We start from the raw sequence: 13794 nt of genomic DNA, 5'->3' as shown, positions 1-13794 counted from the left end.
CAGGCTTATACGCACCCACCCCAAAACCGTCAACGCCAAAAAATCCACCAAACCACAATTTTCAGATCCACCCCCACACCCCCTGTGAACAACGCAGACATCTCCACAGCCTCAAACCCCGAAATCCTCCCGTATTCCAGACATTTCAACAGCATCCTAACAAACGTTAACCAAACAAAGCAGCATCACAGCGCCTCCCGCACCCGGCCCGCCGGGCCGATCCGGCCAGCCAAACTCCTGCGCTGCGGCGCTCTCCTGCCCGTCCCGCACCCACCCGGCCGCCCAGCCACAGGCAGCCTGCGGCCACCTCAAGGAACCCTCTGCCCCCTCCCACGTTGAGACAGCAAGCAAACGGACAGGAGGCCGTGCGTCTCGCAACCGGCCAGACATATCGTCAGCCGCACGCATGATGGCCCCGGAATGCGACGCCCCCTCGCCCTTCTGTCCCCGTGACTATCGCCACCGGCAAGAGAACCGATCGACCGGACCCGGTCCTGCCAGGCAACCTCAGGAGAGACCCCATGAGAGATGAGGCGCATACCTCCTCCCAGTCCCGTGCCGGGACCGGACTGCCCCTCGGCACCTTGATCTGTGAGCTTCTCGGCGAGATCAGCACCCTGCTGCGCGGCGAGATCCGCCTGGCTCAGGCCGAAATGAAGCGGGAGGCGGTCAAGCTGCGCTCTGCGGGCCTCTGGTTCGCCGCCGCCGGCTTCTTCGCCTTCTCGGCCTTCCTCGCCCTGCTCGCCAGCGCCCATTATGCGCTGATCGCCGCCGGCCTGCCGCCCTATGCAGCGGCCGGCGCCATCGGCGTGATCGCCATTCTGGGAGCCGGGCTCAGCGCCTGGGCCGGCGTGTCCCGCCTGAAGTCCCTGAACTCCCCCTTGGAACGCACCGCACACCAGACCGCTCAGGATGTGCGCATGATCAAGGAGAGCCTCTGATGTCCACGTCGCATGGGTCGATGTCGCATGGATCGATCGTGACCGCTCACCGTCCGCTTCGACCGGAAAAGCTCGCCGAGACACCCCAGATCGCCCGCATCGAAGCGGATCTGGATCTCAAGCGTCAGCGCATCGCCGGGCTCGTCGACGAGCTTGCCGATCGTCTGAGCCCCTCGCGCCTTGCGCAGGAAGGACTCTCGCGCAGCCTCCAGTCCGGCCCTGTGCGAAAGGCCGCGTCCGTGGCGCGCGAGACCTATGCGCAGAACCCGGTTGCCGTGGGCCTCGCCGCCCTCGCGCTCGGTTATGTCCTCTATCAGGGCACCGTGACCTACCTGGATCAGCAGGACGAGAGACTGGACCCGGATGGTGAGGCGACGGACAGCCTCTCCGGATGACCTTGCGGGCCCGGACCCTCGCGCAGGCTCGGATCCTGTAGCAGGAGACGCCAACCTGCAGCCAACGAGATTTTCAAGGAGCGCCGAAAACAAAAATTCGGCGCTCTTTCTTTTTGTCGCAACCGCGTGGAACGCTCGCAAGCAGACGCGCGTTTACGGAGCGGAACAACGAGGTAACGCCATGACCCAATTCAATGCGAATACGGCTCCGGATCCTCAGGAAGATCTGAAGAGCCTCAGGAAGACCGCACAACGCGAGGCAAGTGTTCTTGGAGACCGCTTGAAGGCAGAGGCCTATAACTTCCTGCGCCAGAAGCAGGATGAAACGGCGTCCTCCTTCCGGCAGGCCGCTCAGGCCCTCCGGGACAGCCAGACCGGCGCTGACGGCACGGACGCCAACCGGGCGATCTCGGCCTTTGCCGGCCCCGTCGCCGACACGATCGAGAGCTCTGCAGAGCGTCTCCAGTCTCTGGAACCGGAAGAAGCCCTGCGCAAGATGCATCAGGTGGCACGGGCAAATCCCGCAGCCGTAGCCCTTGGCGCCGTCGCCGTCGGCTTCATCGCCGCCCGGTTCCTCAGCGCTTCTGCCCCTGCATCCACCCCGAACACCCGCACCGCCGCCCCTGGCGCCGTGATGACCAAGGAGGATTTTTGACATGACCAAGTCCGCAACCCCGCTGAAGTCCACCGGCAAGCCCGCCGGCGCGACCGCCATCAAGACCGCCAGCGAAAAGAACGAGGCAAGCCGCGAACGGGCCGATGAGTCCAAGGCCCCGCCGGTCGCCGGCACCCCCGCTCACGAGCGCGAGCAGACCGGCGCTGACGAGAAGGGCGCCCTCGACAAGGCGCGCAGCCAGACCGCCCAGGCCGTGCGCCAGGTGAGCGATGCTGCCTCCTCCACCCGCAAGCGCGCGGCTGAAGTGACCGGGCAGATGGCCGAACAGGCGTCTGCACGTCTCCACTCGGCGCGCTCCACCCTGGAAGAAAGCTACGAGACCGGCACCGCCCGCGCCCGTGAAGCGTATGACACCACCACCCGCCGTGCTGCCGACTTTGCCCGCGAGCATCCCTTCGCCCTGGGCGCAATGGGACTGGTGGCCGGCTTCGCCCTCGGCGCCCTTCTGCCGCGCACCTCTCGCGAGGACCGCGCCTTTGGCGAGCGTCGTGACACCCTGCTGCACAAGGCTGCCCGCACTGGCGAGGAAGCCCTCCGTCAGGGCCGCGTGAAGGCCGAGGAAACCCTGCGCACCCTGCGCGAGGACGACGGCATGACCGACGAGGAGCGCCTGGAAGAAGGTCTCGAAGATACCTTCCCCGCCAGCGATCCGGTTGCCGCTACGTCGATCACCGGCTTCGGTGTTCAGCGCAACTGATCCGTCTCGGTGACGTGACACAAGAAGACCCCGTGGGCAGCGCAGGCCGTCCGCGGGGTCTTTGTGCGTCTGCACGCAGACCGCGCCCCAACGGCCCGCGCTCTGGGGGCCGCACTGGGGGACACCCGGAGAAAAGAAGGATCCGGCATGAAAAGGCCGGCGCTGCGGCCGGCCTCAGACGTCATGAACGAGAAGCGGAGAAAGCGGATCGCACGCACTCACGCTGATGCGGAGGCGGCCCGTCCCTCCGGCAAGGCGCCCAGCAGATCGAGGAAATCACCGCCCAGCCGTTTTGCCTCCAGCGCCTCGATGAAGCTCGACGACCACCAGGCCACATCCTCCTCCTCGACCCGCGCAAGCATCGGCCGGTGCCGCGCGATACGCTCCTCCCGCGGCATCAGCAGCGCTTCGGCGATCACCCGCGCCATCTGGGCCGGATCGTAAGGGTTGGCGATCAGCGCCGTTTCACCCAGCTGCTCGAAGGCCCCGGCAAAGGACGACAGCACCAGCACTCCCGGATCGTCCGGATCCTGGGCCGCCACATATTCCTTTGCCACCAGGTTCATGCCATCGGCGAGAGGCGTCACCAGTCCCACGTCCGCCTGGGCGAACAGCCCGGCGAGCTGATCGCGCGGAATGCCCCGGTTGAGATACTGGATCGGAGTGTAGTTGATGTCGCTGTAGCGGCCGTTGACCGCGCCGGACAACTGCTCCAGCTCCTCGCGGATCTCCCGATAGGCGGTCACATCCTCGCGGGTGGGAGAGGCAATCTGCAACAGGCTTACCGCGCCGCGCAGATCGGCTTCCTGCTCCAGCAGCTTGCCGAAGGCGCGCAGGCGGTGGGGCAGGCCCTTGGAATAGTCGAGCCGCTCGGCCCCGATGATCCACTTGCGCGAACGGGGCGCAAGCCGCGCCTCCGACCGCTGCGCCATCTCGCGGAAACCTGCCACCTCGATGCCAATGGGAAAGCTCTTGATCTCCACCATGCGGCTGCCGAAGCGAATGCTGCCATCCATGAGGAACTGGCTTTCCGGGAACTGGCGGAAGACATCCATCGCCGAGGCCACGTCGCGCCGGGTCTGAAGACCGACGAGATCATAATCGGAGAGCCAGTCCACCAGATCCCGGGCTCCTGTCAGGGCGAACACATTCGACGCAGTCGGGAAGGGAATGTGGAGGAAGAAGCCGATGGCGTTCTGCAGGCCCTCTGCCCGCAGGGCGGCGGCCAGAGGCAAGTGATGATAGTCATGCACCCAGATCAGGTCGTCGGGCTCCACCATCTTCGCCAGCGACCGTGCTAGCCGGCGGTTCACCTCTTCATAGGCCTTCCTGTAGCGGGGCTGCTGGTCGATCAGCTCGGTGCGTCCATGGCAGAGCGGCCAGAGTACGGAATTGGCATATCCCAGATAGTAATCGTCATAGAGGCGGTCGGGCATGCACACGGCCGCCCGGTCGAAGGGCGCCCCGTCGAGGGTGATCACCCCCTCACCGGCGTCTGTCGCCCCGTCGATCGGCTCGCCCTCGGGCTGCACGCCGACCCACAGCCCCCCGCGCCGTGCCATCGCATCCTCCAGTGCAACCACCAGCCCGCCCGAAGGGTTGGAACCCAGCGGAATTCGATTGGAAACGATGACTAGTCGGCCCATGGGACGCCCCCGCAAACTTTTGAAAACATGAAGATCCAGAAGGGCGAACGAGAGTTCACCCACGAGGAAACGCCGCAGTGCAGCATCGGTTCCCCAAGATGAGTCAGCAAAAAGGTCTTTGGGTCATCATGAAATCGGAACGCCTGCCGCGAAGGAACCTTCTGGCATCTGCCGCATTTTCAGTCCAAGCCGTCAGGAGAACATGACCTGAACTTTCCATCGAACAAGACATCACGAGAGGAGTGAGACCTTGACCTATCAGGATCCCACCCGGACCGAGATCCGCAAGCCCGCACAGTCGGCCCGACAGGGACGAGCCGGCAGACCCGTTCTGGCGGTTCTGGTTGCCGCGCTGCTTCTGGCGGTCGGTGCCTTTGCGGTGCTCGCCCTGATCAACAGCGGCGAGGACATGGCAACCCTCGGCGCCATCGAAACCCCGGCGCAGCCCGCCGCCCAGTGAGGATCAGCCCAATGCGGATCAGGGGCGACCGGTGAGCACCGTCTCACACGGCGTCGCCCGATCTCCGGCAGGCAGCGCGCCATCCCCACGACTGAATGAACAAGACTGAAAGGAAGACAACCATGGCCAAGGCTCAGGTTCTCGACGTCACCCCCAAACCTAAGGAAAAGCTCAAGACGGGCATCGACACCCAGTCCCGTGAGAAGATCGCCAAGCATCTCTCCGTCGCGCTGGCCCGAACCTACATCCTGGTGGTGAAGTCGCACCTCTATCACTGGAACGTGGTCGGCCCGCTGTTCAAGTCGATCCATGATCTGACCGAAGCGCATTACGAGGACATGTTCGCAGCAGCCGATGTGATCGCGGAGCGCATCCGCGCCCTCGGCTATCAGGCCCCGGTCGACGCCGGTGATTTCGGCATCTCCCTCGCCGATGTGCTGCCCAAGGGCAAGATGCCGAGCGCGGCCGACATGATCAGCGATCTTGTGAGCGATCACGAGGCGATCTCGGCCCAGTTCCGCGACATTGCCGGCTTTGCCGGAGATGCGGATGACCTGGTCACCGAGGACATGCTGACCGCTCGTATCGCCTTCCACGAGCAGGCGTCGTGGATGCTCCGCGCCCTTCTCGCCGAATGATCAGATGACATGTCGACGGGATGGCGAATCGCAGGCCGCCCTCCCGTCACATGACGTGTCAGATGATATGCGCGATCAGATGGAGGAATGCCGACGCACAACCTGACCCCTTTTGGAACACAAGACCATGACACATCCGAAGACCTATGCGGGTTTCCGCACCCCCAGTGCGATCCTGCTTGACAGCACCCTGGGCCTTCAGGACAAGCGCACCGCCCTGATGGGCTGGCGCCGACGCCTTGAGGGCGCACAGGCGACCTCCTACCCGGTCTCCGCACACACGCCCGATCTGCTGGAAGAAATCGACCAGACCCTTGCCCGGCTGAACCGGGCAACGATGCGCTCCAACTAGGCAGCAATCATCCGGTTCACGACGAGACACACCTGTCTCCGCTGCGAACCAAACCTTCCCTCCCCCGCACCGTCATCAGACGATCACTCACTGCACTGCGGCTGGCCCCAGAGGCCAGCCCGGTGAGGGAGGGGCGTTGCCCGACGGGACTTGCGCGGCCGTGACGCTGCCTCGCGCCAGCCTGATACCGGGATCAGAAGGCCACGACAGCCGTATCCGGGAAGGTGATCGTGCACCGCACGCCGTCCCGTTCGAACGACAGATCCACATCGCCACCGAGAGACGGCCCCACGGAGTTGCGCAGGAGAATGCAGCCGAACCCGGTTGCCGAGGGTGCTGCCACCTCTGGCCCGCCCACTTCTTCCCAGGTCACGCGCACCACCCCCTGGTCGCGGGTCCAGTGCACCTTAACCCGGCCCGCATCGGTGGAAAGAGCTCCATACTTGGCCGCGTTGGTGATCAGCTCGTGGAAGCCGAGGCCGAGATTCTGCGCCGCATCGGCGGAAACCTTCACATCCTCCCCTTCCAGCTCCAGCTGGCCGCCGTCCGGATCGATGGCCTGCGAGAAATGGACCTTGAGCAGATCCCTCAGGCTCGCCCCATACCAGGAATGCGACACCAGCAGGTCGTGAGAGGCGGCAATTGCCCGCAGCCGCGAGGAGAATCGCTCGACGAAATCTTCCTTGCCCGCGGAGCGCGCCGCCGTCTGCCGCGCCATGGCCTGGATCACCGCCAGCAGGTTCTTCGACCGATGGGTCAGCTCGCGCATGACGAGGCGCATCTGCTGCTCGTTGCGGCGCTTGTGGGTCAGATCCACCGCCGTCCCGATCAGCCCGACGATGTCCCCGTCCGGTCCCTTCTTCGGCTCCAGCCGGATGCTGTAGTAGCGCGGCTGGTCCTTCAGCCGGATATCCGCATCCAGAACCTCGATCGTGCCCTCTGTCAGCACCTTCTGCTTCGCCGTGACGATGGTCAGCTGTTCCTCGTCGCTGAGGATCTCGCGATCACTGCGTCCGATGAAATAGTCCAGATCGGCCCCGGCCGGCGGATTGACCACGTGGGTGTAGACCAGATCCCTGTCCTGTTCGAAGACAGTGATCAGGGAACCGTCAAGCGCCGTTTCGAAGCGCTCGTTGGCCTCTGCCAGCTGGGAGGCGAGCGAGGCCAGACGCACCTCGAAGAGGTTCTTCTCGGTCATGTCGATGATCGTGCCGAGCAACCCGTCGACGTCCCCGGTGGCATCGAAGGTCGGCTTCACGTTCAGTTCGATATAGACCGGCCCCTCTTCGAGCATGTCGATTGCCAGGAAGGTGGAGGCCGGCTCGCCGGTCGCCAGCACCCGGCGTTTCAGCGCCATGGTCTGCTCGGCGGTCGCCGCATCGACAACCTCGAAATCCTTCTTGCCGATCAGGTCCTTCGCCTCCAGCCCGAAACGCGGATTGTGCACCCACGTGTATTCCAGGTCAGCGGACTGGGTGTAGACTGTGATATTCGAGCCGCTCAGCGCCATTTCGAACAGGGTGTTGACCCGGTTCAGCTCGCGCGAGCGGTCATCGACCTTTTCCGCCAGCTGGCGGTTCAGATCCTGCAGCTTGAGATTGATTTCCGCCAGATGGTTGGGCGACGGCAGCGCGAGCAGCTTCGGTATAAGCGGCCAGATGGCAATCGCCGTGATGACCGAGACCAGCGCGGTTACAGCCTTGACCAGTCCCTGGAACCCGTATGCCGGAACCCAGAGAACGAAGAGAGCCGTCAGGTGGGTCAAGGAGCAAGCGATGATGAAGGCCGCAAACAGCATGGCCATCTTCCGCGCATCTGAATTCAGATCCTTGCGCTGACGCAGGAAATTCAGGACGGCCACAGGGATGGAGATATAGGCGATCGCAATCAGGGCATCGGAGACCGCGTGCAGCGCCACCAGATCGGGGCGCCACAGCAGACAATAGCCGTGGGGCATGAAACTCGCGGCCCCGAAAAGATAGTCAAGGATTTCCGACATCAGACCGTCCATTTGCCCGGAACCCGGGCAGCCGCCGCGCGGTGCCCGCTCCCCGGCCTCGTGCATGCGACGGTCCGGAGGAGAGAATTGCATGATGCGCACAAACGCTCGGTGCGCGGAAAACGTTCCAGTTTAAACCCGGAACAATTTAAGGAACTGCGAAGCATGCCACCCGTTCTTCTTGTGTAAATGCCAACCCTCGAAGGAGACAGGTCATGAACTGGAATCAGGTTGAAGGTAACTGGAAGCAGCTTGTCGGCCAGGCCCAGGCCCGTTGGGGAAAACTGACCGGTGATGAACTTGAAAGCGTCAAGGGTCGCCAGAAGGAACTGGCTGGCCTCATTCAGGAACGTTACGGCAAGACGGAAGAAGAAGCTACCCGTGAGCTCGATGACTGGATGGCCAGCATCAATCACAAGCTGTCCTGACCGACAGGTGCACTGAGGGCGCCCGCCGAGGGCGCCCACGGGCATTTCATCAGTGAAACCCTCGATCGGCGCCAGACGCCGATTTTTTTGTAGCCCCAGCAAAGAGACGACCCGCCCCGTCGAACGGCACAGGTCGCACAAATTCCGGTCTAGAAGAGACTGTCTCATGCCAGACCGTTGACCGCTTCCAGTTCCACGGCGACCACCTCGTCTTCTTCGTCTTCCTTCACGCTGACCGCAGCCGCCTGGAGCAGCAGCATCAGAGGAACGGCCAGAAGCGCGCCCGTCGGCCCCCACAGCCACAGCCAGAAGGCGAGCGACAGGACCACGAAGAGCGGCTCGATCAGGAGGTAGCGGCCGAGCACGGCCGGCGTGACGAAATTGGCTTCCATCAGATTGATGACGAAGAAGACCACCGCAGGCGCCAGGGAGGCAAGCAGACCGCCGTCCTGCAGAAGGCCTGCGCCAACCAGCAGGAGGGTCACGATCATCGGACCGATATAGGGCACGAAGTTCAGCAGCCCCGCCAGTCCGCCCCAGAACCACGCATTGGGAAGCCCGATCAGGAAGAGCGCGAGACCGACCACAAGACCGAGGCCCAGATTGATGAAGGTGACGGCCGCCAGATAGATCGAAACCGAACTTTCCGCATGATCGAGGAAACGGCGCAGACGGGTGGCCCAGGGGCGGCCTGCCCGGTCCTTCTCGCGCAACCGCTGCATCAGCCGCTGGCGCGAGGCGAGCAGGAAGAACAGCGACCCGACAAAGATCACGAGCTGCCCCGCGGTGGCAGGCACCCCGGTCATGATGGACGTGAGGAAGTCGGGCAGCCCCATGGCGGCGCCATCGCCCCCCGTCGCGTCGATACCGGTCGTCTCCTGAACAGCGTCCTTCACATCCTCGAGCTTGAGCAGCAGAGCCCGCAGCTCGAAGAGCTTGAAGCGCAATGCCTGCCAGATTTCCGGCAGGCTTGCCGACCATTGCTCGAAGGGAAGAAAGCTCAGGCGGACGATGGCCGCTGCCGTCAGCAGAAAGAGGCCAACGACCACCGACGCGGAAGCGGTGGGGGGCAGTCCGAGGCGCTCGAGGCGCATCTGCGGCGCCCCGAGCAGCAGGGAAATGAGAAAGGCGCTGACGATCGGCACCAGAAGCGTCTGGGCATAACCGGCAGCACCGACGCCGAGGATCACCAGGATCCCGAACAGCGCCAGCTGCGAGGACGGGGACAGACGCGAGATCGTCGTTCCCGTCCAGACCGAGGGATTGCTGCCAGGTGAAGCAGTCATGTCACATCTCCCCGAGCGCCTGAGAGCAGGGCGACTGCCGCGCTCGCAGGCAGGGCCGGGTTGTGTGTCAGGCCGCGATGGACGCGGTCGAGTTGAAGAACAGGGCCTGGGAGATCGCCGCCTTGACCGTGTTCGGATCAAAGGGCTTGGTGATCAGGAAGGTCGGCTCCGGACGCTCGCCGGTCAGCAGACGCTCCGGGAAGGACGTGATGAAGATCACCGGCACCGTCAGATCGGACAGGATGTTCTTCACCGCATCGATGCCGGAGGAGCCATCGGCCAGCTGGATGTCGGCGAGCACGAGACCCGGCTTGTCCTTCTGCGCAGCCTGCACGGCTTCGGACGCCGTGCGCGCCACGGCCGTGACCCGGTGGCCCAGACCATCGACGATGTCGGCAAGGTCCATGGAGATCAGCGGCTCATCCTCGATGATCAGGACCTGGGTACGGGTCTGTTCGTCGATGTCGGCGATGGCCGAGGAAATGAGCTCGCGCACTTCCGCCTCGGTCTTGCCGACGATATGCGCCGCTTCATCGGCACGGAACCCTTCGAGAGTCGTCAGCAGGAGGGTCTGGCGGCTTTCCGGAGTCATGGACGCCAGGCGCTGCTGCGCCGTCTGCTCGAAGACGGACACACCTCCATCGGCCTGGCCCGGAGAAGAGATGCTGGTGCCGTTCCAAAGCACATGGAACAGACGATAAAGACCGATCTTGGCCCCGTTCGTCATTTCGAAGCAGGAGGGGTCGGCAACGAGAGCCTGGAGGCAGGCCCGCACGTAGGTATCACCGCTCGACTGGGAGCCGGCGAGCGCACGGGCGTAACGACGTAAATAGGGAAGGTGAGGAGCAATTTCCTGAGAAAGACTGCCAGACATGTTTTAAATTCCTTTTTCCGTCCAGTGCGATCTCTTGGTGGACCGTACCCGCGCATTCATGGCGCTGACGGGTAAATCTCCTGCGCCAAAAAAAGTTCCAGCACCCCGGAACTTTTTTTTGGGCTCCGAGTTTCCCCTCCAAGCAAGGCTGGAAAAGACCCCCGATGAGAAGTGGGTCAAGGAGCAAGAATGGTTCAGAATGTGAAAGCAGGAAAGCCGCGGTTCTCGGATGGAGCGGCTGCCCCAGGTCAGGTGGGAAAGACCAAGGAAGACTGGATCGGAAACCAGTTCCGACGCATCTATGATGAAGCGCTGGACGACGACATTCCCGACGACATGATGTCCCTGCTGGAGCAGCTTGACGGCATCTCTCTTCCTTCCGCCGAGAGCGATGACAACACGTCTTCCACCCCCGGTGAGGAGACCTCCAAGTGAGCGAAGCGTCCTTCAAGAAGGCACTGGTCGAGGCGATCCCGTCTCTGCGCGCCTTTGCCCGTTCTCTGTCGGGGAACCGGGACAGGGCGGACGACCTCGTGCAGGAAACCCTCGCCAAGGCCATTGCCAACCGCGAGCGCTACACACCCGGCACCAATCTGAAGGCGTGGCTGATCACCATCCTGCGCAATCAGTATTACACGGAAGGCCGCAAGCGGAAGCGCGAGGTTGCCGACAGTGACGGCGATCATGCCGCAACGCTCACCGCCATCCCTCAGCAGAACGGTCACCTGGAGCTCACCGACTTTTTGAGCGCCCTGCAGTGCCTGCCCGAGGACCAGCGCGAAGCGCTCATCCTCATCGGCGCGAGTGGCTTCTCCTATGAGGAAGCTGCTGCCATGCTCGACACCCGTGTCGGCACCGTGAAGAGCCGGGTGTCCCGAGCCCGTGCCCGCCTCGAGGAGCTGATGTCCGGTTCGCCCGACTTCGTCCGAGACGATGCGGCCATCCAGGCCTCGACAGACATGCTGAACCGCGCGCTCAACGCGTGACCTGATGGCTGCCGGATATCTTGCCGGCAGCCGTTTTTTTCAGGGCGGACCGACCCTGGGCCGCCCAATCCCCGGGATCGTCGAAGCGAGATGCTCTACAGCGACAATGGCCTCACGGCACGGCTCTCGCGGCTGACCCGCGGCTTTCTTTTCATTCCGCTGTCTCTGGCCATCTCCGGAGCTGCCCTCGCCATCGCCACCAACATGATGGGTGCGCCGGGCAAGTTCTTGTCCGAGTTGCCCTATCTTGGCTTCCTCGACATCGATGCGGAAGGCGCGCGCGCCGTCCTCTCGACCGTCGCCGGTGCCATGATGTCGGTCATCAGCCTTGTCTATTCCCTGACGCTGGTGGTCTTCACCCTCGCGGCCGGCAACATCGCGCCACGCCTGCTGGAGACCTTCGCCAACAACCGGGTCAACCAGGTGACCATCGGACTTCTGGGGGCGACGTTCCTCTATTCCCTGATCTGCCTCTATCAGGTGCACGAGGACACGTCGGCCAGGCTCGCCGTCGCCATCGCCATCCTGCTTTCCGCCACCAGCGTGTTCTGGCTGATCTATTTCGTCAACGACGTGGCCGGCAGGATCATGGTCGACAACGAGATCGGCCGGATCCAGAAGTCCCTGCGCCGCGCCATCGACAAGGTACTCTCCGACGAACCGCGAGAGAGCGCCGATGACGAAAAGGCAATCCCGAAGACAAAGGGACGGCCGCTGACCATCGACCGCAGCGGCTACATCACCGCCATCGATGCCCGCAGCCTTGCCCGCCATGCCGCCGCTTGCGACGGGTTCGTGGAGGTGCTCGTCAAACCCGGCCATTTCGTCATTGCCGATCAGCCGGTCGCCCGCCTCTATCTTCCCGAGCCTGAGGAAGGTGAGCGAAACCGCAATCCGCGCGGACGTGACGCGGAAGAGCTTTCCGAGGCTTTCTGCCGGAACCTGCGCTCTGCCTTCATCACCGATTATGCCCGCGCCCCGGACGGAGATCTGCAGTTCGCGGTTCACCTGAGCGTCGAGATCGCCCTGCGCGCGCTCTCGCCCGGCGTGAATGATTCCTACACCGCGATCAGCGCCATCGATCATCTTTCGGCGTCCCTGTCGCAGATCCTGCGGCGCGGCGCCCCCTCCTCCCTTGTGCTGGACGAGAAGAAAACCCCTCGGGTCTGGCTCGAGACCCTGCATCTGGAAGACGTGCTGGCCGCAGCCCTCAATCCGCTGCGCCAGAACGCCTGCGGCAACGTGCTCGTCACCATCCGCCTGCTCAATGCCATCGCCCGCATGAGCCTGGTGACCCGGCCGGAATATCGTCCGCTGCTGCAGCAGCACCTGGCCAATATCGTCAGCGACAGCCGCCGCAAGATCGACAGCCGCATCGACCGGCAAGCCGTCGCGCGTGCTGGCCACGCGGCCCGCAAGGCTGTCAGCAACCGGAGCGCTGAAGACACCTGAATCGCCCGAATTTCTCCGGGCAACAAAAAAGGCCACCTCAACGAGGTGGCCTTTTTTCAGGATGGGACTTGAAGAGCGCCGGATCAGGCGCGGCCGCGGATGGCATGGGCCAGGGCGGAGATGATGAACAGGGCGATGGCGACGAAGAAGATCAGCTTCGCGATGCCGACGGCCGTTCCTGCGATCCCGCCGAAACCAAGAGCAGCGGCAACAAGAGCGACGACAAGAAAAAGAAGAGCCCAAGAAAGCATGATGTTTACTCCCGAAATGTTCCAGATGACAAAATAACAATCTGGCAAGATCGAAGTTCCCACAGTTTGGACAGATTTTTCTGCTTCGGCCTTTCCGAGCGGAAAACAGCCATTTTTCAGTGCATCCGCGTGCGCATCTACGGGCGACGTCAGAAATTTGTCCGGCCACCGGGAACCGGATCGGCCCCCGCGCCGTTTTCAGGACAAATCGCGGGTCTGCAGCGGACCCGGTTGTCAGGTGGAAACGTGGATCGCACCCGACAACGTCTTCTGGGGACCCGAGAGGCCCGGCATCGTCCGGGAGCATCCGCCGGGCACTCGCCGTCCACGACATGCAGGAGAATTCATCATGGAATATGGCCTTATCGGTCTGCTCGTCCTGATCGCCGACATCTACGCGATCATCAAGATCCTCGGCAGCTCCGCCTCCACCGGTGCAAAGCTGCTCTGGATCCTGGGGATCCTGATCTTCCCGGTGGTCGGCTTCATCGTCTGGCTGCTGGCCGGCCCGAAGGGCTCCTCCCCGCACCTGGCGTAAATCGAAGTCCGCCCGAATATAAAACTGGAGAGAGCCGCGCAAAAGCGCGGCTTTTTCTTTTTGATCAAAAATCTTTTTCGATTTTTTTGAAGTCTCTCGGAACCGGATACTTGCGAGATCATTTTCCAACCAGACGCACCGACGTCCCCAAGACTTTGGTGTCGCAAAGCAAACT

General features: G+C 63.2%; 17 protein-coding genes. 12 read left to right on the top strand and 5 right to left on the bottom strand.

The genetic code is table 11. The annotated features are described in order from the left end of the window. The first annotated feature begins 521 nt into the window (after window positions 1-521). From FR728_RS16610 to FR728_RS16595, 4 genes are all read left to right on the top strand, one after another. Complete coding sequence (locus tag FR728_RS16610) at window positions 522-941, top strand: phage holin family protein (RefSeq protein WP_149893859.1); 420 nt, start codon at window positions 522-524, stop codon at window positions 939-941. Further along, window positions 941-1336 carry a DUF3618 domain-containing protein gene (locus FR728_RS16605; RefSeq protein WP_149893858.1) on the top strand — a complete coding sequence of 132 codons (396 nt, stop codon included), beginning with the start codon at window positions 941-943 and terminating at the stop codon, window positions 1334-1336. The genes FR728_RS16610 and FR728_RS16605 overlap by 1 nt, the downstream gene beginning before the upstream one ends. Before the next feature lie 181 nt (window positions 1337-1517). Next, window positions 1518-1991: a hypothetical protein gene (locus FR728_RS16600; protein ID WP_149893857.1), complete on the top strand. Its 474-nt coding sequence runs from the start codon at window positions 1518-1520 to the stop codon at window positions 1989-1991. Between the two features lies 1 nt (window position 1992). Continuing rightward, window positions 1993-2709 (top strand): hypothetical protein, encoded by a 717-nt coding sequence (locus tag FR728_RS16595; protein WP_149893856.1) that lies wholly within the window; start codon window positions 1993-1995, stop codon window positions 2707-2709. Window positions 2710-2927: 218 nt separating this feature from the next. On the opposite strand, the gene FR728_RS16590 is transcribed toward FR728_RS16595, so the two are convergent. Next, a complete protein-coding gene (locus tag FR728_RS16590) occupies window positions 2928-4355 on the bottom strand; it encodes an alpha,alpha-trehalose-phosphate synthase (UDP-forming) (protein ID WP_149893855.1) in 1428 nt (475 codons plus the stop codon). Between the two features lie 250 nt (window positions 4356-4605). On the opposite strand from FR728_RS16590, the gene FR728_RS16585 reads away from it, so the two are divergent. The 3 genes from FR728_RS16585 to FR728_RS16575 all read left to right on the top strand — a co-directional run bounded on the left by FR728_RS16585 (window position 4606) and on the right by FR728_RS16575 (window position 5805). Further along, on the top strand, window positions 4606-4815 hold the full coding sequence (locus FR728_RS16585; RefSeq protein ID WP_149893854.1) for a hypothetical protein: 210 nt from the start codon (window positions 4606-4608) through the stop codon (window positions 4813-4815). A gap of 122 nt (window positions 4816-4937) precedes the next feature. Beyond that, window positions 4938-5453, top strand: coding sequence for a Dps family protein (locus FR728_RS16580; RefSeq protein ID WP_149893853.1), 516 nt, complete (start codon window positions 4938-4940; stop codon window positions 5451-5453). Window positions 5454-5580: 127 nt separating this feature from the next. Then, on the top strand, window positions 5581-5805 hold the full coding sequence (locus FR728_RS16575) for a hypothetical protein (RefSeq protein WP_149893852.1): 225 nt from the start codon (window positions 5581-5583) through the stop codon (window positions 5803-5805). A gap of 193 nt (window positions 5806-5998) precedes the next feature. Here FR728_RS16575 and FR728_RS16570 read toward each other — a convergent pair whose 3' ends face one another. Continuing rightward, window positions 5999-7804 (bottom strand): sensor histidine kinase, encoded by a 1806-nt coding sequence (locus FR728_RS16570; RefSeq protein ID WP_149893851.1) that lies wholly within the window; start codon window positions 7802-7804, stop codon window positions 5999-6001. A 215-nt stretch (window positions 7805-8019) separates the two neighbouring features. Between FR728_RS16570 and FR728_RS16565 the strand changes: the two genes are divergently transcribed. After that, complete coding sequence (locus FR728_RS16565) at window positions 8020-8232, top strand: CsbD family protein (protein ID WP_149893850.1); 213 nt, start codon at window positions 8020-8022, stop codon at window positions 8230-8232. A 164-nt stretch (window positions 8233-8396) separates the two neighbouring features. Here the strand turns inward: FR728_RS16565 and FR728_RS16560 are convergent, their stop codons facing one another. Both FR728_RS16560 and FR728_RS16555 read right to left on the bottom strand, forming a co-directional pair. Then, window positions 8397-9518 carry an AI-2E family transporter gene (locus tag FR728_RS16560; RefSeq protein WP_149893849.1) on the bottom strand — a complete coding sequence of 374 codons (1122 nt, stop codon included), beginning with the start codon at window positions 9516-9518 and terminating at the stop codon, window positions 8397-8399. A gap of 67 nt (window positions 9519-9585) precedes the next feature. Next, entirely contained in the window at window positions 9586-10392 is an 807-nt protein-coding gene (locus FR728_RS16555) for a response regulator (RefSeq protein WP_149893848.1), read from the bottom strand. 189 nt (window positions 10393-10581) lie between these two features. Between FR728_RS16555 and FR728_RS16550 the strand changes: the two genes are divergently transcribed. The 3 genes from FR728_RS16550 to FR728_RS16540 all read left to right on the top strand — a co-directional run bounded on the left by FR728_RS16550 (window position 10582) and on the right by FR728_RS16540 (window position 12830). Beyond that, window positions 10582-10827: a NepR family anti-sigma factor gene (locus tag FR728_RS16550; RefSeq protein ID WP_149893847.1), complete on the top strand. Its 246-nt coding sequence runs from the start codon at window positions 10582-10584 to the stop codon at window positions 10825-10827. Next, entirely contained in the window at window positions 10824-11378 is a 555-nt protein-coding gene (locus FR728_RS16545; RefSeq protein ID WP_149893846.1) for a sigma-70 family RNA polymerase sigma factor, read from the top strand. Before FR728_RS16550 ends, FR728_RS16545 begins: the two co-directional genes overlap by 4 nt. A 90-nt stretch (window positions 11379-11468) precedes the next feature. Continuing rightward, entirely contained in the window at window positions 11469-12830 is a 1362-nt protein-coding gene (locus tag FR728_RS16540) for a DUF2254 domain-containing protein (RefSeq protein ID WP_149893845.1), read from the top strand. A gap of 83 nt (window positions 12831-12913) precedes the next feature. Here the strand turns inward: FR728_RS16540 and FR728_RS16535 are convergent, their stop codons facing one another. Then, window positions 12914-13081, bottom strand: coding sequence for a DUF1328 domain-containing protein (locus tag FR728_RS16535; protein WP_149893844.1), 168 nt, complete (start codon window positions 13079-13081; stop codon window positions 12914-12916). Between the two features lie 349 nt (window positions 13082-13430). On the opposite strand from FR728_RS16535, the gene FR728_RS16530 reads away from it, so the two are divergent. Next, complete coding sequence (locus FR728_RS16530) at window positions 13431-13619, top strand: PLD nuclease N-terminal domain-containing protein (RefSeq protein WP_149893843.1); 189 nt, start codon at window positions 13431-13433, stop codon at window positions 13617-13619. The last annotated feature ends 175 nt before the right edge of the window (window positions 13620-13794 follow it).

The sequence above is a fragment of the Roseibium aestuarii genome (assembly GCF_008477545.1).
GTDB classification, from domain to species: domain Bacteria; phylum Pseudomonadota; class Alphaproteobacteria; order Rhizobiales; family Stappiaceae; genus Roseibium; species Roseibium aestuarii.
This window is presented reverse-complemented; position numbering and strand designations above follow the sequence as displayed.

Excerpts from the sequence above, each read along its gene's own strand:
- FR728_RS16610 (WP_149893859.1), top strand. The coding sequence starts at position 522 with ATGAGAGATGAGGCGCATACCTCCTCCCAGTCCCGTGCCGGGACCGGA.
- FR728_RS16605 (WP_149893858.1), top strand. The coding sequence starts at position 941 with ATGTCCACGTCGCATGGGTCGATGTCGCATGGATCGATCGTGACCGCT.
- FR728_RS16600 (WP_149893857.1), top strand. The coding sequence starts at position 1,518 with ATGACCCAATTCAATGCGAATACGGCTCCGGATCCTCAGGAAGATCTG.
- FR728_RS16595 (WP_149893856.1), top strand. The coding sequence starts at position 1,993 with ATGACCAAGTCCGCAACCCCGCTGAAGTCCACCGGCAAGCCCGCCGGC.
- FR728_RS16590 (WP_149893855.1), bottom strand. The coding sequence starts at position 4,355 with ATGGGCCGACTAGTCATCGTTTCCAATCGAATTCCGCTGGGTTCCAAC.
- FR728_RS16580 (WP_149893853.1), top strand. The coding sequence starts at position 4,938 with ATGGCCAAGGCTCAGGTTCTCGACGTCACCCCCAAACCTAAGGAAAAG.
- FR728_RS16575 (WP_149893852.1), top strand. The coding sequence starts at position 5,581 with ATGACACATCCGAAGACCTATGCGGGTTTCCGCACCCCCAGTGCGATC.
- FR728_RS16570 (WP_149893851.1), bottom strand. The coding sequence starts at position 7,804 with ATGTCGGAAATCCTTGACTATCTTTTCGGGGCCGCGAGTTTCATGCCC.
- FR728_RS16565 (WP_149893850.1), top strand. The coding sequence starts at position 8,020 with ATGAACTGGAATCAGGTTGAAGGTAACTGGAAGCAGCTTGTCGGCCAG.
- FR728_RS16560 (WP_149893849.1), bottom strand. The coding sequence starts at position 9,518 with ATGACTGCTTCACCTGGCAGCAATCCCTCGGTCTGGACGGGAACGACG.
- FR728_RS16555 (WP_149893848.1), bottom strand. The coding sequence starts at position 10,392 with ATGTCTGGCAGTCTTTCTCAGGAAATTGCTCCTCACCTTCCCTATTTA.
- FR728_RS16550 (WP_149893847.1), top strand. The coding sequence starts at position 10,582 with ATGGTTCAGAATGTGAAAGCAGGAAAGCCGCGGTTCTCGGATGGAGCG.
- FR728_RS16540 (WP_149893845.1), top strand. The coding sequence starts at position 11,469 with ATGCTCTACAGCGACAATGGCCTCACGGCACGGCTCTCGCGGCTGACC.
- FR728_RS16535 (WP_149893844.1), bottom strand. The coding sequence starts at position 13,081 with ATGCTTTCTTGGGCTCTTCTTTTTCTTGTCGTCGCTCTTGTTGCCGCT.
- FR728_RS16530 (WP_149893843.1), top strand. The coding sequence starts at position 13,431 with ATGGAATATGGCCTTATCGGTCTGCTCGTCCTGATCGCCGACATCTAC.